Genomic DNA, 17,705 nt, shown 5'->3' with positions numbered 1-17,705 from the left:
TGCCGGGGGTGGCAGTGGCGGACGACGCCGCCGCGCGGTCCGCTCCGGTGGACGTACCGGGGGCGGGGCGACCGGGACCGGGCGTGGGGGATGCTGCGGAAGTGGACACGGGGGCTCCTAGGACTGTGTGACCCGGTCGGTCTTGTGTTCGAAGTGGCGGGACAGCAGCCCCAGCGGCACCGTGATGATCAGGTAGCAGACGCCCGCGACCACGAGCGGGGTGAGCCCGGCGCCGGCGTCGGAGATGCCCTCGCGGCCGTACTTGGTGAGCTCGTACTGCTCCACGCTCATGCCCAGCAGGTACACCAGGGAGGAGTCCTTGGTGAGCAGGATGACCTCGTTGGTCAGCGGCGGGAGCACGATCCGCAGTGCCTGCGGGATCACGATGGTGATCATGGCCCTGCTGTGGGACATGCCCAGGGAACGGGCCGCCTCGTACTGGCCCGGCGGCACGGCCTGCAGGCCGGCGCGCAGGGACTCGGCGATGTACGCCGCGGCCACCAGGCCCAGCGCGATCATCACGGTCACGTAGTGGTTGAAGCGGAAGCCGAACGCCAGCGGGATGCCGTAGCCCAGCGCCAGGAAGACCAGCAGCGCGGGAACCCCGCGGAAGAACTCGATGTAGAGGGTGGCCAGCCACCGGTACGGCGCCACGGAGGAGAGCTTCATGAGCGCGAGCAGCACGCCCAGGGTCAGGCCCACCACGAAGCCCAGCACCGTGTAGATCAGGGTGTTCTTCAGTGCCACCGTGATGATCTCCGGGAACTGGGCCAGCGCCACCTCCGGGTTGAAGACCTTCTGGTAGAGCACCTCCCAGTCCGCGAGCACCACGAAGGCGATCAGTGCGATCACGAGCACGGCGTACTGGATGCCGCGTGACAGCCTGGCCCGCTGCCGAGTGGTCATGGCCATCGGTGTCTCCCTGTCCGTGGGTGGTCCACATGTGCGTGCCGGGCGGTGGTCACCGCCCGGCACGGGTGTTCGTCGGCGGGGCCTACAGGCCCATCCACTCTTCCTTCATCTTGTCCACGGTGCCGTCGCCGGTGATGCGGTCCAAGGTCTTGTTCACGGAGTCGAGCAGCTCCGTGTTGCCCTTCTTCACGGCCACCCCGAGGTTCTCGTTGGTGTCCACGGACTGCACGACCTCCAGGTCCGGGTTCTCGCTCGCGCGCTTGGACAGGGTGGAGATGTTGCCGGACACGGCCTGCACGCCGCCGGACTCGAGGGCCTGGAACATGAGCTCCACGTCCTCGAACTGCTGGGTCTTGAGGCCCTTGTCCTTGGCGTACTGCTCACCGGAGGTGGCCTGCTGAACGCCCACGGTCTTGCCCCCCACGCCGTCGAAGCCGGTGATCCCGGAGTCCTTGGTGGTCAGCAGGGCGATCTGGTCGTTGAAGTACGGCTTGGAGAAGTCCACGGACTCCTTGCGCGCGTCCGTGATGGTGATCCCGGAGATCGCGGCGTCGCACTGGTCGGTGTCCAGGGCGGCCCCGGACTCCAGGGTCTCGAAGTTCGCCTGGACCACCTTCTTCTCCTTGCCCAGGTCCTTGGCGATCTCGTCCGCGAGCGACATGTCGAAGCCCACGATCTCACCGTCCTTCTCGAACTCGAACGGGGCGTAGGGGGAATTGGTGCACACGGTGAAGGTGCCGGATCCGCCGCTGGCCTCGGAGTCCCCGCCGGAGGTGGACTCGCACCCGGTCAGGGCCAGTCCCGCCACGGAGACGACGGCGAGCGCGGGGACGAGCTGGCGCAGGGAAGGCATGGGGACTCCTCATCGAGTGGGGCGGATCGGGTGGTGCTTGCTGGCGATCGTACTATGCCGCAGATCACATCCAGCCCGTTTCTCGGCCCGTGACCGGCGCGCAGCGGTCCCGGCGTCCGGCCGGTGATGGCCCGCGGTGGCACCGCAGGTCGCCCTGACGCGGCCCCGGCGAGGCCCTGCCGCGTTCTCGCCGAGGGTCCCGGAGAAACCCCGGCGCTGCCCGACACGGACCCCGGCGCATCCTTAGGGGCCGGGTCAGGGTTCGTGCCGCGCGGGCAGCGACTCCAGCATGGGACGCAGCTTGGCCCACGTCTCGGCGAGCTCGGCCCGCGGGTCGGACTCCGCCACGATTCCGCAGCCCGCGCTCACCCGTGCCCGGTGTGCGTCCAGCTGGACCGCCCCGCGCAGGGCGATGCCCCACTCGCCGTTGCCGGCGCCGTCGAGCCAGCCCACGGGCCCCGCGTAGAGGCCGCGGTCCATGCGCTCGAGGTCCTCGATGACCGCGCCCGCGGTCTCGGTGGGGGTCCCGCACACCGCGGCGGTGGGGTGCACGGCCTCCGCGAGCTCCAGCGCGGAGGGCAGGGTGCCGTCCACACCGGTGCGCAGCTGCGCGGTGACGTCCGAGGCCAGGTGCCACACGTTGGGCAGGGCCAGGATGAACGGGTGCTCGCCGCCGGAGACCTCGTCCGCGTACGGGGACAGCCCCGCCACCAGGGAGTCCACGGCAAAGCGGTGCTCGCGCTGCTGCTTCTCGGACCCGCCCAGCTCGGTGCCCGCGAAGTCCTCCGGGTTCGCGCCCTCCGGGAGGTCCTGGCGGTCCAGCGTCCCCGCGAGCACACGGGCCGTCGCGGTGCCGCGGTGCACGCGGATCAGCATCTCCGGCGTGGCGCCGAGCAGCCGCCCCGCGCACGGCGAGACCTCCTCGCCCAGGCGCACGCAGTAGGTCCAGCACGTGTCGAAGCGCTCGCTCAGCCGCCCGAGCACCCCGCCCAGGTCGATGTCCGCGCCGGTGTCCACCACCACGTCCCGCGCGAGCACGAGCTTGTCCAGCTCTCCGGCGCGGATCATGCCCACGCCGTCCGCCACCGCCGCCATCCAGCGTTCCTCGTCCAGCGCACCGGGCACCGCCGTGGGGTGCGACGCCGCCGCACGGCCGGCGTCCGCGCGGGGCGCCGCGGCGGCGTCGTGCCCGTTGGGGGCAGCGTGCCCGGTCGGGGCCACGCGTGCGAGGCGGCGCCAGGCGGCGTCGAGGTCCGAGACCGTGGGGGAGGGGTCGGTGGTGACGAGCGTGAGCCACGCGGTGTCACCGCTGGTGCCGACCACGAGCTCGGGCACCATGAGCCCGGAGTCCACGGTGGAGGACGGGGCGAACGCGAACGCGCCGAAGGCCAGCAGCCCGGTGCCCGGCAGCCGCACCTCGTCCGTGACCCGAGCGGCCTCCCGCACGGCGTCCCACCACACGCGCGCGGACGTGAACCGCGTGCCGCCGCGCACCCGGTAGGCGGCGGTGCGCCCGAGGCCCACGAGGCCCTGACCGCGCACGATCCACGTGGCGGGGTCCTCGCTGCCGAGCAGGCGGCGGACGTCCGGGTCGCGCGCGAAGTCCGAGGCGGCGGGGACGTCCGAGAGGGGGAGGGTGAGCGCGCTCAGACGGGGCGCGGGGAACTCTGGTGTCATCGCCCACCAGCATAGGACGCGCGGGGCGCCGGGGGACGACGGGTGGGCGGGCGGCGTCGGCGGGCAGTGACACAATGGTCCGTGGATTCCAGGGCTCACGCGCGCCGGCCGGCGCGCGCCCGGGTGCACGAGGACGCGGAGGGCTGCGGCGCAGTGAAGGTTCTGATCAGCGGGGGCGGTCCCGCCGGCGCCACGGCGGCGTACTGGCTCGCGAGCCAGGGCATTCCCGTGACCGTCCTGGAGAAGACGGGCTACCCGCGGGAGAAGGTCTGCGGGGACGGGCTCACCCCGCGCGCCGTGCAGCAGATGCGGCTCATGGGACTGCCCCACGGCGAGGCCGAGGGCTACACGCACAACCGCGGGCTGCGGCTCGTCGCGGCCGGGCGCACCGTGGAGTTCGCCTGGCCGGAGCTCACCGACTTCCCCTCCTACGGTCTGGTCCGCACCCGCGCGGGCTTCGACGAGGACCTGATCCACCACGCGCAGCGGGCCGGGGCGCACGTGGTCGAGCACCGTGCCGTGAAGGACGTGCTGCGGGACGGCACCGGCCGCGTGGTGGGCGTGCGCGCCACCGTGATGGACCCCGCCACCGGCCGCCGCACCGCAGAGACCGAGGAGCACACCGCGGACCTCGTGCTTGCCGCGGACGGGAACTCCACCCGCACGGCCGTGGCCGCGGGCCTGCACCGGCGCACCGACCGGCCCATGGGCGTGGCCGTGCGCACCTACTACCGCTCCCCGCGCTCGGAGCTGGACTGGATGGAGGGCTGGCTGGAGCTGCAGGACGGCACCTCCCCGCAGCGCTCGCTGCTGCCCGGCTACGGCTGGGTGTTCGGCGTGGGGGACGGCACCGCGAACGTGGGCCTCGGCATCCTGGACACCTCCCCCGCCTTCGGCACCCTGGACTACCGCGCGGTGCTGCGCGACTGGGTGGCCTCCATGCCCGCGGAGTGGACCTTCGACCCCGAGCACCAGGTGGGACGCATCGGCTCCGCGGCCCTGCCCATGGCAGGCAACCGCACCCCCCACTACGTCCCCGGCCTGATGCTCCTGGGCGACGCCGCCGGGCTGGTCTCCCCGTTCAACGGTGAGGGGATCTCCAACGCCATGGAGTCCGGGCTCTTCGCCGCGTCCTGCATCCTGGACGCCGCCGGTGCCAACGGGGTGCAGCAGCGCGAGAACGCCCTGGCGCGCTACCCGCAGCTGGTGCGCGACGAGTGGGGTTCGCACTTCACGCAGGGCAGGGCGCTGGCCGAGCTCATCGGCCACCCCGCAGTGCTCTCCGCGGCGGTGCGCGCCGGGATGCACGTGCCCGCGCTGACGCGCTTTGCCGTGCAGGTGATGACCGAGCTCTCCGACCACCCCGCCCGGACCCTGACGGACCGCGCCATCGCGGTGCTGGACGCGCTGACGCCCGCGCGCTGAATTGTCGATAGAGTGGTGGACCGTGACTGATCCCAGCCGCCCCGAGGCCTCCCCGCGCCTGCCCGCGGGGTTCGAACTCATCGCCCAGGACCCTCGTCTGGGTCCCCTCATGCTGCGCTCGCTCGAGCGCGTGGAGCAGCGCCTGGGTGAATCGGTGCGCTCCACGGACCAGCTGGCGGACGTCACCGCGCGCCACCTGCTCAAGGCCGGCGGCAAGCGCATCCGACCCCTGCTCGCGCTGCTCGCGGCGGAAGTGGCCGGGTCCGTGAACGAGGACGTCGTCGAGGCTGCGGTGGTGGTGGAACTGACCCACCTGGCCTCCCTCTACCACGACGACGTCATGGACTCCGCCCCCATGCGCCGGGGCGTGGAGACCGCGCACACCGTGTGGGGCAACACGGTGGCCATCCTCACCGGGGACATGATCTTCGCGCGGGCCTCGTCCATGGTGTCCGAGCTCGGCCAGGAATCCCTCATGATCCAGGCCCGCACCTTCGAGCGTCTGGTCATCGGCCAGCTGCGCGAGACGGCCGGGCCGGCCGAGAGCGAAGACCCCGTGGCGCACTACCTGGACGTGATCGCGGGCAAGACCGGCTCGCTGATCGCCGCGAGCGGCCAGTACGGAGCCCTGCTCGGTGGTGCCCCCGCCCCCGTGGTGGACCTCATGGTGGTCTACGGCGAGAAGCTGGGGCTCGCGTTCCAGCTCGCGGACGACATCATCGACCTCACCGGCCACCCGGACGTCTCCGGCAAGACCCGCGGCACGGACCTGCGCGAGGGCGTGGACACGCTGCCCGTGCTGCTGCTGCGCCGCGAGGCCGCGGGAACCGACACGCAGGCGGCCGCCACGGCACGCGAGGTGCTCGCCCTCGTGGACGGGGACCTCTCCGAGGACGCGGCACTCGCCCGCGCCGTGGACGCCGTGTCCGAGCACCCGGTCTCTGCAGAGGCCTGGCGGATCGCCAACCAGTGGGCGGACGAGGCCGTGGCGGCGCTCGCACCCCTGCCCGATTCCGTGGCCAAGTCCGCACTCTGTGAATTCGCTCACGCCGTGGTCCACAGAACCGGCTGAGTTGTCAGTATCCTTGGGGCATTCACGATCCGCTTGCGTGCCCCGGGACCCCGGTGGCCGCGTCTATGGGACGAATTCCCCCGTGAGGTTCACACATGACCACTGACAAGCAACAGGGTGGCGCCGCGAAGGAAGCCTTCTCCGGCCGCACCATGTTCATCCTCGCCGCCATCGGCTCCGCCGTGGGCCTGGGCAACATCTGGCGCTTCCCGTACGTCGCCTACGAGAACGGCGGCGGCGCCTTCATCATCCCCTACCTGGTGGCACTGCTCACCGCTGGCATCCCCCTGCTCATGCTGGACTACGCGATCGGGCACCGCTACCGCGGTTCCGCCCCGCTGTCCTTCCGGCGGCTGCACCCCAAGCTCGAGACCATCGGCTGGTGGCAGCTCGGGATCTGCGTGGTCATTGCGGTCTACTACGCGCTGATCATCGGCTGGGCCATGCAGTACACCGTGTTCTCCTTCACCAAGGCGTGGGGGGATGATCCCGCCTCCTTCTTCATGTCGGACTACATGCAGGTCTCGGACGAGGTGACCATCGGCTTCGACTACATCTGGCCCGTGTTCCTGGTGACCGCGATCGCCTGGCTCGTGCTGCTGGTGGTGCTGATGATGGGCGTGCAGAACGGCATCGGCAAGCTCAACCTGGTGCTCCTGCCGCTGCTCGTGGTCATGTTCCTCATCATGGTGGTCATGGCCGTCACGCTGCCCGGCGCCTCCGCGGGGCTCAACGCGCTGTTCACCCCCAACTGGGCGGCCCTGGGTGACTCCTCCGTGTGGGTGGCCGCCTACGGGCAGATCTTCTTCTCGCTCTCCGTGGGCTTCGGCATCATGGTCACCTACGCGTCATACCTCAAGCCCCGCTCGGACCTCTCCGGCTCGGCCCTGGTGGTGGGCTTCGCGAACTCCTCGTTCGAGATTCTCGCCGGCATCGGCGTGTTCGCCGCCCTGGGCTTCATGGCCACGGCCTCCGGCGTGGGCGTGGACGAGGTGGCCACGTCCGGCATCGGTCTGGCGTTCATCGCGTTCCCCGCCATCATCTCCGAGGCACCGTTCGGCACCGCCCTGGGTGTCCTCTTCTTCGGTGCGCTGTCCTTCGCGGGCTTCACGTCCCTGATCTCCATCGTGGAGGTCATCGTGGCCGGCGTGCGCGACAAGCTCGGGCTCTCCCGCAAGGCGGCCGTGGCCACGGTGGTCCTCCCGCTCGCGGCCGTCTCCCTGCTGTTCTTCCCCACCACCACGGGGCTGAACCTGCTGGACGTGGTGGACGCGTTCGTGAACAACTTCGGCATCGTCACCGCCGCACTGGTCTCGGTGCTGCTGCTCACCTCCGGGTTCACCGCGCTGCCCACGCTGCGCGACCACATCAACTCGGTCTCGTCCTTCAAGCTGGGGCGCACCTGGATGATCCTGGCCGGCGGTGTGACCCCGGTGATCCTGGGCTACATCCTCATCGACCAGCTCACGCAGACCGTGGCCGAGGGCTACAACGACATGCCGCAGTGGTTCGTGAACGTGTTCGGCTGGGGCATGGCGGTCGGGCTCATCGTGATCTCCTTCCTGATCTCCCGGCTGCCGTGGAGCAGGCGCACGTCGGAGGCCTTCACGAGTCCTGCCCCCTCGGTGCAGGACGCCTACCTGGACCGCAAGGCGCTGGAGACCCAGGAGTCCCTGACCCACTACCCGGACACCGCCGGGCGCACCCCGGCACTGGGCCAGGACTTCTCCCTGCGCGCCATCTACCGCGGCACCGTGGTCCGGCGCAGGATGCCGTGGTCACGCTCGAACGCCGAGCGCGGCACCCGTGAGACCACCCCTGCGGGCAGCGCGTCCCGCCCCACTGAAGGAGACAACCGATGAACGGCAGCGCAATCGTCATGATGGTCGTGGCCATGACCCTGGTGTGGGGCGGTCTCATCCTGGCGCTGATCAACATCAAGCGCTCTCCCGAGCTGGAGGACGAGATCGACACTCCCGCCGAGGACGAGGGTGACCTCGTGGAGGCGCACCACGGCGGCGTCGACGACGCACCGGGCCGTTCGGGTGCACCGGCCGAGGGGTCCCAGGCTCCCGAGCAGACCACCGGTCGCCACCTCTGACCCGCCCCGCGCGCGAAGGCCACTCCCGGAGATCTCCGGGAGTGGCCTTCGTCGTCCACGGGCCGCGGCGCGCCATGGGGCTGGCAACGGTGCCGGAGCGCCGTCGTCCGGCGGGGGCTCAGCGGCGCGGGCTCAGCGGCGGGGCAGCCGTGGAGCCCGCGGTGCGCGCACGGCGTCGAGCACGAGCAGCACCACCGCGATCCACACGAGCACGAAACCGGCCCAGCGCTCCGGGGGCATGGCCTCGTGGAACACGGCCGTGGCCAGGATGAACTGCCCGATGGGAGCCACGTACTGGATCATGCCCACGGTGCTCAGGGGCAGGCGGGAGGCGGCGGCGCCGAACAGCAGCAGGGGCACCGCGGTGATCACGCCCGCGGAGAGCAGCAGCAGGAAGTGACCGGCGCCCTCCGAGACGAGCGTGATCTGCCCCTGCACCCCGAGCACCGCCACGGCCACCAGGGCCAGCGGGGTGATCATGGTGGTCTCCGCGGCCAGCGTGACGAGGGCGGGGTACCGCGACCCCAGCCGGGACTTCACGAGCCCGTAGAAGCCGAAGGAGAACGCGAGTCCCAGGGACAGCCACGGCACGGATCCGTAGAACACGGACATCACCAGCACGGCGACCACACCCACGGCGATCGCGGCCCACTGCAGGGGCCGCAGCTTCTCGTGCAGCACGAGCACACCCAGCAGGATGGCCACGATGGGATTGATGAAGTACCCCAGGGACGCCTCGAGCGTGTGCCCGGTGGTGGCGGCCACGGTGTAGAGCAGCCAGTTCCCGGCAATCAGCACACCCGCCGCGCTCAGGGCCAGGACGGCACGGCGGTCGCGGAAGACCCGCAGGTACTGCCGCAGCCCGCCCGTCACCGCGAGCAGGACCAGGCAGAAGAGCAGCGAGAAGACCACCCGCATGGCCACGATCTCGAAGGGCGTGGCGGGCGCCAGCAGCACGAAGTACAGCGGCAGCAGCCCCCAGATCGCGTAGGCGCCGAACCCGTAGCCGACTCCGGCCCGGGCCCGACCGTGCTGGTCGGGTCCCGGGCCGGGTGTCATCTCATCACTCACCGGAGCATCCTACCGCCGGTGGGCGGGCGCGCAGGACGCGCAGGGAGGGCCTACAGGTCGAAGAATCGGCTGAGGAAGCCGCGCTTCTTCTTGCCCTTGCGCTCCGCCTGCTCGTTGGTCTCGACCTCTTCGCCGTCCACCACGGCGGGGGCGGAGATGTCGTCGTCCGCGGCCTCGGGCCCTGCCACGGTCTCGCGGGCCACCACGGCCTCGCGCTCCACGTGGGCCTCACGCGTGCCGGCGGGGGAGACGTCCTCGCGCACCACGCGCTCCTCGGAGACAGTGACGCTCTCGCGCTCGGTGCGCACGTCCTCCTCGCGGGCGAGCCCGGCGCGGGTCTCCTCCTCGGCGGTCCCGGGCTGGCCGGCCGCGAGATCCGGATCCGGGATCCGGGACATGGCGGTGGTGTCCGGGTGCGGGGAGGCCTGCGGTCCGGCGGTGAGGGTCTCCTCCTGGTGGCCGGGCAGCACGGTGGTCTCCACGCGTCCGGGCTCGGCGGGCCCGGTGGGCTCCTGGTCGAACGGCGCGTCCGCGTCCCGCACCTGGCTCGCGGGCACGGCCACGTCCCCGGCGGGCTGCTCGGGCTCGGGCGCCTCGATGTCCTCGGGGGACAGCTCGGTGGGCAGCGGCTCCTCGTCCGTGGGCTGGGCCGCGGGGGCGGACGACGCCGCCGCGGCGGCCTCCTCCCGCTCGCGGCGCTTGCGCTCCGCGGCCTCCGCGCGCTGCTGCTCGCCCAGGCGCTCCGCCTGGGCCACGGCGGCCTGACGGTCCTGGACCAGAGCCTCGCGGTGGGTCTGCGCCTGACGCTCGAGCTCCCGCAGCTCGTCCTCGCCCACGGAGGGCTCGGCCGGTTCCACACCGGTGATCTGGTGGTCGTCGAACCAGAAGCGCTGGGCGCCGTCGTGGACCGTGACCACGCAGGTGGCGTCCGTGTCCCACGCCACGTGGGCGCCACGCAGCTTGGCGTAGCTGGCCACGGCCAGATTGTGGTCCACGGCGGTGTCCGTGGTGAGGGACTCCCCGATCACCTGCATCATCCGCTGCTCGGTGAGCCGCGGGAGCTCGAACTGCTGGCCGTCCAGCAGCAGCCACGCCGTGATGTTGCCCCCGGCACGCGCGGGGTAGTGGGCGTAGAGGCCGGTCACGGCCTTGGCCGCGAGGGTCACCCGGCGGGCGAGGCCCTCCTGCAGCGGCAGCTCGGCCGTGCTCAGCTCCGCGACCTCGTGGCGCTCCCCGGCCTGCTTGGCCTGCACCGCGGCGGAGACCACCTGCGGGTTGAAGTGGCCCAGCTCCTGCCAGCACCACACGAAGGACCCGCGGGACGCGGACTCGGTGCCCAGCAGGTAGGGCGTGAGGGTGACCGGAGGGCTGGTCTGCAGGGTGAACGACGGCGCGGAGAAGTCCACGTCCCAATCCGCACCCTGCGACAGCTCGGCCAGCACTGCCTGGTACTCGGTGGAGATGAAGATCGACGCGTCGATCAGCTCCTGCAAAGTTTTCGTCATGTTCCCAGGCTAACAACTGGTGCGGGGTCCCACCGCCCGGCCCGCCCTGCCGCAATGCCGGGTGCGCACCGCACGGGGTCGGGGAGCCGGGCCACGCGCGGGCGGTGCGCGGCGTGCGCGCCGGGCACAGCGGCGTCGTCGTGCGGGGTGGCCACCAGCGGGGCCGGGCCCGGTCGCACGGGGGGACACACCGCTCAGACGCACCGGGGGCGCAACGCACCCCTGCGCCGAGGTGACGCCGCGCACGTTGGCTAGGCTGGGGCCACGCGGCCCGGACCACCGACCGGGGGCCTCCGCGCACGCCCGAGACGAGACTGGCCCGGGGACACCGGGCCGAAGGGACACTGACGAGAACATGAGCTCCGCACCCGAGTCCGGCCCGACCCCTCCGACCCGCACCGAGCGCGAGCTCGTGGCCCAGGTGGGCGAGTGGGTGATGTCCGTGCTGCGCACTGATCCGGGCTGGGACTCCATGCTCGTGGAGTTCAAACCGCAGGGCGGGCGCGTGCACCTGCGGGTCATCGAGAACCGGGAGGGCGCCGTGATCCCGGGTGCCGCCGGGCCCATCAAGGAGCAGAGTCCCGTGCTGGAGCTGCTCTCGCAGCTGCAGCGCAGCTGCTGGTCGGCCGGGCGCGGCAGCTGGTTCTCGATGTCCCTCATGATCGCCGCGCAGGGCTGGCCCGAGCCCACCCTGCGCACGAACGCCACCTACGACTTCGAGCGGATGCCCGCCACCTACGCGCAGGAGGGCTCCTACACCGCCCAGGACGTCCTCACCCAGCTGACGGAGTTCCCCCGCACCCAGGAGCACGTGCCGCTGTGGGCCGTGGAGCTCGCGGACGCCGCGGGTCTCAGTCTCCCGTTCGCGGATCCCGGCCAGGACGAGACCCACGGGGACGTGCACCCCCGGCTGCGGGCCGCAGCGCAGGCACACGTGGACGCACCGGGGGACCGGTCGCTCGCGGGAGTGCTGCGGGAGGCGCTCGCGGGCACGGTGCTGCTGGACGTCTCCGGCTCCGACATGGTCCCGGGTGAGGACGGCCAGCCCATCGGCCCGGACTCCCACATCCGCGTGCAGACCGTGAACCAGCCGGACGGCTCCCGCGCGCTGGCCGTCTACACCAGCGCGGACCAGGCCCGTGAGATGTTCACACGCAGCAACCGGAACGAGGACCTGCAGGAACCGGTGCTGCTGCGCCAGCGGGCCAGTGCCATGGTGCAGATGGTGGTCCAGGACGGGCAGTACGACGAGATCGTGGTGGACCCGGCCTCCGCGCACGCCACCCGGATCTCCCGGCAGCAGGTCGAGTGGGTGGGCAGCTCCCCGCACAACGAGCCCCTCAAGCAGGCCCTGATCAGCGGCAACATGGCCAACGTGCTGGGTGCGCTGTTCAATCCGGACGCCCACCTGATGCTCGGCACCCGGGACCACGGTGAGGACGCCGTGCCCGTGATGGTCCAGCCCGAGCAGGAGGGCGCGGCACCCGACACCCTCCTGGTGTTCACCTCCGCCGCGGAGGTCGCCGCGCTGGACCCCGCCCTGACGGTGCGCTCCGCACCGGCCCGCCAGATCCTGCAGTTCGCGGTGGACTGCGGCGCTGCGGCCGTGTGCCTCAACGCCATGGCCCCCGTGGCCACCCTGCCCACCGAGCAGCTCAAGGAGATGCTCGAGCTCGTGACGCAGCGCGAGGAGGAGCGCGCAGGGGGCCAGGACTCCGAGTAGAGCCGGGGCACGCAACAGGCCCGTCCCCGCCGGAGCGGGAACGGGGCCTGGGGATCAGCGGCGCCGCGGCGCCGGGTCACCCGAACGGATCAGATGCCGTAGGCGTCCGAACCGGAGTTGCGGGCCTCGGCCTCGCGGACGCGGCGGCCCAGCTCGGGATCGACCTTCTCCCAGTACTGGAACGCGGCCTCCTTGATGGTCTCGTCCATCACGTCGCCCACGTGACCGGCGATGTTCTCCACCGTCTCCGCCTTCTCCTCGTCGGAGAAGACCTCACGGTAGAGGGTGCCGGCCTGACCGAAGTCGTCGTCCTCGGAGTGCAGGGTGGCGGCGGTGCGCAGCAGATCGCCGTCGGACTCCCAGCGCATGTTGTCCGCCACGGCGGAACCGGCACCGGCCACGGGGCCGCCCTGGGTGTTGGGCGCGTACACCGGCTGGTTCGGGTGCTTGAACGTGTACCGCATGGGGCCGTCCTGCGAGTACGAGTTCTGCTCCGAGCGGTACGGGAAGTTCACGGGAAGGTCCGCGAAGTTCGCACCGATGCGGTGACGGTGCGTGTCCGGGTAGGAGAACACGCGGGTCATCAGCATCTTGTCCGGGGAGATCTCCACACCGGGCACGGTGTTGCCGGGGGAGAACGCCGCCTGCTCGATCTGCGCGAAGTAGTTCAGCGGGTTCTGGTTCAGCGTGAACTTGCCCACCTTGATGCGCGGGTAGTCCTTCTTGGAGATCGTCTTGGTGACGTCGAACGGGTTGAAGCGGTAGGTCTTGGCGTCCTCGTACGGCATGACCTGCACGTACATGGTCCAGGACGGGAAGTCGCCCTTCTCGATCGAGTCGTAGAGGTCGCGGCGGTGCGCATCCGCGTCCTTGCCCGCGATCTCCTCGGCCTCCGGGCCGGTCAGGCCCTCGGCGCCCTGGTCGGAGACGAAGTGGTACTTGATCCAGAAGCGCTCGCCGGCCTCGTTGCTCCACTGGTAGGTGTGGGAGCCGTAGCCGTTCATGTGGCGGTAGGTCTTCGGGATGCCGCGGGGGCCCATGAGGTAGGTCACCTGGTGTGCGGACTCCGGGGACTGGGTCCAGAAGTCCCACTGCATGGTGTTGTCACGCATGCCCGAGCCGGGAAGGCGCTTCTGCGAGTGGATGAAGTCCGGGAACTTGATGCCGTCGCGCACGAAGAAGATCGGGGTGTTGTTGCCCACGATGTCCAGGTTGCCCTCGGTGGTGTAGAACTTCAGCGCGAAGCCGCGGGGGTCGCGCCAGGTGTCCGGGGAGCCCTGCTCTCCGGCCACGGTGGAGAAGCGCGCCAGCATGGGAGTCTTGGTGCCCGGCTGGAACACGGCGGCCTTGGTGTACTGGGAGACGTCCTCGGTGATCTCGAGCTCGCCGAAGGCACCGGCGCCCTTGGCGTGCACCACGCGCTCCGGCACGCGCTCACGGTCGAACGCGGCGAGCTTCTCGACGAGGTAGGAATCGTGCAGGACGATCGGGCCGTCCGCGCCCACGCTCAGCGAGTGGGCGTCGGCGTTCGTGGGGACCGGCAGGCCCTCCTGAGTGGTGGTGAACGAACCGGTCTTGCGCAGTCCGCGTTCATGGGGAGTGGTGTCAGACATGATTCCTCCTGGGTGATGGATGGGATCCGACGGGAAGTGGTGATGTGCTACGCCTCGAGGTCCGCCGCCGCATTCTGTCGGCACTGCGGGCAGACGCCCCGGTACACCACCTCGGCGGACAGCAGCTCGAAGCCGTGGTCCTGCGAGGGCGTGAGACACGGCGCGTGTCCCACGGCGCACGGCACGTCGCGGATGACGCCGCAACGGATGCAGTACGCGTGGTGATGGTTGTCCCCGGTGCGGATCTCGTACCGTGCCGGGGATCCGGGCGGTTCGAACTTGGACACCATGCCGATGGCCGCGAGGTCCGCGAGGACCACGTAGACGGACTGGACGGACATGTTCGGCAGGACCGAACGGACCTGCCTGACCGTCTCCTCCGCAGTGGCGTGCGGCACGGCGTCCACGGCGTCGAGCACCGCGAGACGCTGCTTGGTGACCCTGCGCCCGTGCGAGCGCAGATGCGAGGTCCACGCGTCCCGTGAGGGATGCGGTGCGATCTCGGCGGCGGTCTCCATGCCCACGACTCTAGTCTTATTCTGAGCGATTCACAATAGTTAGCCCACCCTTACCCTCGGTCCGCCGCGCCACGGCGGGGGGATGCGCCACCGTGGCGCGGCGGCCGGCACCACGCGTGCCGGACGACTCCGAGGGGTCGTGCAGTGGCCCCGCGAGGACCGGAAAACTTTTGTCGTGTTCTCGCGTCACGATCTGTGGAACCGGGTGTCTACACAGTGAATCCGGCGCGGGCTGCGCGGGATTCCGGACGGTCCGATCGCTCTGGGACCGACGAGCCGGTGCCACGGTCAGTACGGGGACGCATTACGCGGCACACGGCGGGCGAGAGCGTCTCTTCGCCGGGTGGGCTGCCCGGCACGGGGGAGAGGGAGCGGTGCTAGGAGACGGGGGCGAGGTCGGCGGGGGAGCCGACCCCGCCCCCGACCGCGACACTGCACGGCGCCCCATCTGTCATGCAGGCGACGGTCTGCTGCTTCTCAGCAGCGACTGTCACAATGGGGACATCTACCACGCGTCGTCAGAGAGAGTCATGCCCCACAGAGCAGACCCGGATTTTGGACGTCCCTCGCCCCAGGGCACTGAGCCCGCGAGCGACGAGCAGCTGCTCAGCGCCGTGCGCGAGGGGAACACCGCGGCCTTCGGCGAGCTCTACGAACGCCACCGCGGTGCTGCCCTGGCGGTCGCGCGCATGCACTCCCGCAACGACCCCGATGCCCAGGACCTGGTCTCGGAGGCCTTCACCCGTGTGCTCGCGCTGCTGCGGGAGGGTCGGGGCCCGCGCGAGTTCCTGCGGGCCTACGTGGTCACGGCGGTGTCGCGGCTGGCCGCGGACCGCGCCAACGACCTCACCCGCACGCGTCCCGAGGACCCGCAGCCGAACGGGCCGCTGGACCGCGTGGAGCTCTTCGACGACACCGTGGTGCGCCAGGTCGACGCCGCCGTGGTGGCCCGAGCCTTCGCCTCCCTGCCCGAGCGGTGGCAGGAGGTGCTGTGGTACCTCGAGGTGGAGCAGCGCCGGCCCCGTCAGGTGGCGCCCGTGGTGGGCGTGCAGCCGAACGCGGTGTCCGCGCTGGGCAAGCGTGCCCGTGAAGGTCTGCGCGCCGCGTACGTGCAGGAGCACGTCTCCGCACAGGCACTTGAGGACTGCCACCAGTACTCGTCGCAGCTGGGCGCCTTCACCCGGGGCTCCTTGACGCCCGCGCGCACGCGCGCCGTCCAGCAGCACCTGGACCAGTGCTGCCGCTGCACCGCCGAGTACCTGCAGCTGCAGGATCTGGGTCTGGGGATCCGCGCCTGGGTGCTTCCCGTGCTCGCCGCGCTGCCGCTGTGGAGCGGCGCGGGAAGCCGCCTCGCGGACTTGCTGGGCGGACTTCCCCTGCTCGGTGCGTCCTCGGGTGCGGCAGCCCAGATCGGCACTCCCCCGGACGGGAGCGTTCAACTCGGCACGCACGACGCCGCCGCCGCAGCTCCCGGTGCGGGCGCACCCGCCACGGTGGAGCTCGGTGCGGCCAGTGGGTCCGCGGCTGCCCCGGCAGCGGTCGCGGCGAACGGTTCCTCGGGTGGCGCGACGGCCACCGGGGGAGGCGTGGCGGCATTCGTGGGCTCAGGTACGGGTCTCGTGGTCGCGGTGGGATCGGCCCTCGTGCTCGCGGCCTCGGCGGTGGGCCTGGTGGCCTGGACGAATGCCTCGCAGGAAGCGGGCCCGGTCGCCGCGAGCGTCTCGGCGTCGGACGGTGTCGGGCGCAGCGCCCGTCCCCCCGCCGCGTCCGGCTCCGCCGGCACCGCACCGGACGGGCCCTCCCCGAGCGCCCCCGGGTCGGTGGGGGCCTCCGGGCCGGCGGGTGCCGTGGAACCTGAGGGCGAGGCCCGGGACGAGGTGCAGCCCGGAGCGGATGACGAGCCCGGCGTTCCGGAGGCTGCGGTGCCGCGTCCCGAGAACCCGGTGGCCCCCGCGCCCTTCCTGCCCGGACAGGAGCCCTCCCTGCCCGGCCCCGTGCGCAGCCTGCCGGTGATCGACCCCACGACCGCCACGACCTCCGACCCGACCCCCGACACCACCCAGGGCGGCGGTGAACCGAGCTCCGGCTCCGACACGACCGCAGACCCCGCACCGTCCTCCGGGAACACGGCTCCGCCGGCCACCCCGGCGCCCGTTCCCAGTGATGACTGCGACTGGGTGGTGGGCCCGGGCGGCATCGAGATCTGCTTCCCCTGGATCAGCGGCTGATCCGTCCCCCACGATCCAGAGACCCCCGACACTGAGGAGAACCACCTGATGCACCGTCACTTCAACGGCCTGAAAACCGTCCTGCTCCTGGGCGGGATGTGGGCGGTCCTGCTGGGAATCGGCTGGGCCATCTCCGGGGCCACCCGCAACTCCGTGTTCATCATGGTGTTCGCGGTGATGGGTCTGCTCGGCACCGCGATCAGCTACTGGAACTCGGACAAGCTCGCGATCCGCTCCATGCGCGCGGTCCCGGTGACCCCGCAGCAGGCCCCGGCCATGTACCGGATCGTGCACGAGCTGTCCCAGAAGGCAGGGCAGCCCATGCCCCGGCTGTACATCGCCCCGACCATGAGCCCCAACGCCTTTGCCACGGGCCGCAACCCGGAGAACGCCGCGGTGTGCTGCACGGAGGGCATCCTGCAGCTGCTGGACGAGCGTGAGCTGCGCGGCGTGCTGGGCCACGAGCTGATGCACGTCTACAACAGGGACATCCTGACCTCGTCGGTGGCGGCCGCGGTGGCCGGTCTGATCACGTCCGCGGCCCAGATGCTGCAGTTCGCCGCGATCTTCGGCGGGCGCGGCGGCGAGAACCGCGGCAACCCGCTGGTGGGTCTGCTCATGGCGTTCCTGGCACCGTTGGCCGCCACCGTGATCCAGCTGGCCATCTCCCGCACCCGTGAGTACGACGCGGACGAGGACGGGTCGAAGCTCACCGGCGACCCTCTGGCGCTTGCGTCGGCCCTGCGCAAGATCGAGGGCGGCGCCTCGCAGCGGCCCATGAACCCGGCCGACCAGAAAGTGGTCAACACGTCCCACCTGATGATCGCCAACCCCTTCCGCGGCGGCTCGGTCACCGGGCTCTTCCGCACCCACCCCGCCACGGACGACCGCGTGGCGCGGCTCGAGAACATGGCCCGCAACGGCGGGCGACCGGGCGGACGCTGAGCCTCCGCGCCCCCGGTGCGGTGCGGCGTCGTCGTGAGTTCGCACCCGGCGCGCAGCGGGTC

Annotated in this window: 14 protein-coding genes; 7 read left to right on the top strand and 7 right to left on the bottom strand. The window is 71.4% G+C overall.

The annotated features are described in order from the left end of the window. Nucleotides 1–117 precede the first annotated feature (117 nt). The 3 genes from AABM36_RS11695 to AABM36_RS11685 form a co-directional block, all read right to left on the bottom strand. Complete coding sequence (locus AABM36_RS11695; RefSeq protein WP_406018235.1) at nt 118–912, bottom strand: amino acid ABC transporter permease; 795 nt, start codon at nt 910–912, stop codon at nt 118–120. An 82-nt stretch (nt 913–994) separates the two neighbouring features. Continuing rightward, nucleotides 995–1,765: an ABC transporter substrate-binding protein gene (locus tag AABM36_RS11690; RefSeq protein WP_423446417.1), complete on the bottom strand. Its 771-nt coding sequence runs from the start codon at nt 1,763–1,765 to the stop codon at nt 995–997. A 255-nt stretch (nt 1,766–2,020) separates the two neighbouring features. Continuing rightward, nucleotides 2,021–3,442 carry an isochorismate synthase gene (locus AABM36_RS11685; RefSeq protein WP_423446415.1) on the bottom strand — a complete coding sequence of 474 codons (1,422 nt, stop codon included), beginning with the start codon at nt 3,440–3,442 and terminating at the stop codon, nt 2,021–2,023. A gap of 153 nt (nt 3,443–3,595) precedes the next feature. On the opposite strand from AABM36_RS11685, the gene AABM36_RS11680 reads away from it, so the two are divergent. The 4 genes from AABM36_RS11680 (at nt 3,596) to AABM36_RS11665 (ending at nt 8,040) form a co-directional block, all read left to right on the top strand. Then, a complete protein-coding gene (locus tag AABM36_RS11680; protein ID WP_423447952.1) occupies nt 3,596–4,867 on the top strand; it encodes a geranylgeranyl reductase family protein in 1,272 nt (423 codons plus the stop codon). 109 nt (nt 4,868–4,976) lie between these two features. Further along, nucleotides 4,977–5,939, top strand: coding sequence for a polyprenyl synthetase family protein (locus tag AABM36_RS11675; protein ID WP_423447950.1), 963 nt, complete (start codon nt 4,977–4,979; stop codon nt 5,937–5,939). Nucleotides 5,940–6,034: 95 nt separating this feature from the next. Beyond that, nucleotides 6,035–7,801 carry a sodium-dependent transporter gene (locus tag AABM36_RS11670; protein WP_406018226.1) on the top strand — a complete coding sequence of 589 codons (1,767 nt, stop codon included), beginning with the start codon at nt 6,035–6,037 and terminating at the stop codon, nt 7,799–7,801. Beyond that, the gene (locus tag AABM36_RS11665; RefSeq protein WP_406018224.1) at nt 7,798–8,040 is read left to right on the top strand and encodes a methionine/alanine import family NSS transporter small subunit; all 243 of its coding nucleotides are present in this window, start codon (nt 7,798–7,800) and stop codon (nt 8,038–8,040) included. The genes AABM36_RS11670 and AABM36_RS11665 overlap by 4 nt, the downstream gene beginning before the upstream one ends. Nucleotides 8,041–8,172: 132 nt before the next feature. Here AABM36_RS11665 and rarD read toward each other — a convergent pair whose 3' ends face one another. Together rarD and AABM36_RS11655 are read right to left on the bottom strand one after the other, a co-directional pair. Next, a complete protein-coding gene (gene rarD, locus AABM36_RS11660; RefSeq protein ID WP_423446412.1) occupies nt 8,173–9,111 on the bottom strand; it encodes an EamA family transporter RarD in 939 nt (312 codons plus the stop codon). Between the two features lie 50 nt (nt 9,112–9,161). Next, entirely contained in the window at nt 9,162–10,616 is a 1,455-nt protein-coding gene (locus tag AABM36_RS11655; protein ID WP_423446411.1) for a DUF6882 domain-containing protein, read from the bottom strand. A 355-nt stretch (nt 10,617–10,971) separates the two neighbouring features. Here AABM36_RS11655 and AABM36_RS11650 point away from each other — a divergent pair, with 355 nt between their 5' ends. Further along, nucleotides 10,972–12,339 carry an SseB family protein gene (locus AABM36_RS11650; protein ID WP_423446409.1) on the top strand — a complete coding sequence of 456 codons (1,368 nt, stop codon included), beginning with the start codon at nt 10,972–10,974 and terminating at the stop codon, nt 12,337–12,339. 89 nt (nt 12,340–12,428) lie between these two features. On the opposite strand, the gene AABM36_RS11645 is transcribed toward AABM36_RS11650, so the two are convergent. Both AABM36_RS11645 and AABM36_RS11640 read right to left on the bottom strand, forming a co-directional pair. After that, nucleotides 12,429–13,952, bottom strand: coding sequence for a catalase (locus tag AABM36_RS11645; RefSeq protein ID WP_406018217.1), 1,524 nt, complete (start codon nt 13,950–13,952; stop codon nt 12,429–12,431). A gap of 47 nt (nt 13,953–13,999) precedes the next feature. Next, nucleotides 14,000–14,470 carry a Fur family transcriptional regulator gene (locus tag AABM36_RS11640; protein WP_406018215.1) on the bottom strand — a complete coding sequence of 157 codons (471 nt, stop codon included), beginning with the start codon at nt 14,468–14,470 and terminating at the stop codon, nt 14,000–14,002. 530 nt (nt 14,471–15,000) lie between these two features. On the opposite strand from AABM36_RS11640, the gene AABM36_RS11635 reads away from it, so the two are divergent. Next, on the top strand, nt 15,001–16,698 hold the full coding sequence (locus AABM36_RS11635; RefSeq protein WP_406018213.1) for a sigma-70 family RNA polymerase sigma factor: 1,698 nt from the start codon (nt 15,001–15,003) through the stop codon (nt 16,696–16,698). 48 nt (nt 16,699–16,746) lie between these two features. After that, on the top strand, nt 16,747–17,643 hold the full coding sequence (gene htpX, locus AABM36_RS11630) for a zinc metalloprotease HtpX (RefSeq protein WP_406018211.1): 897 nt from the start codon (nt 16,747–16,749) through the stop codon (nt 17,641–17,643). Nucleotides 17,644–17,705: the final 62 nt, after the last annotated feature.

The sequence above is a fragment of the Kocuria sp. KSNUG genome (assembly GCF_049532735.1).
GTDB lineage: Bacteria > Actinomycetota > Actinomycetes > Actinomycetales > Micrococcaceae > Kocuria > Kocuria rhizophila.
This window is presented reverse-complemented; position numbering and strand designations above follow the sequence as displayed.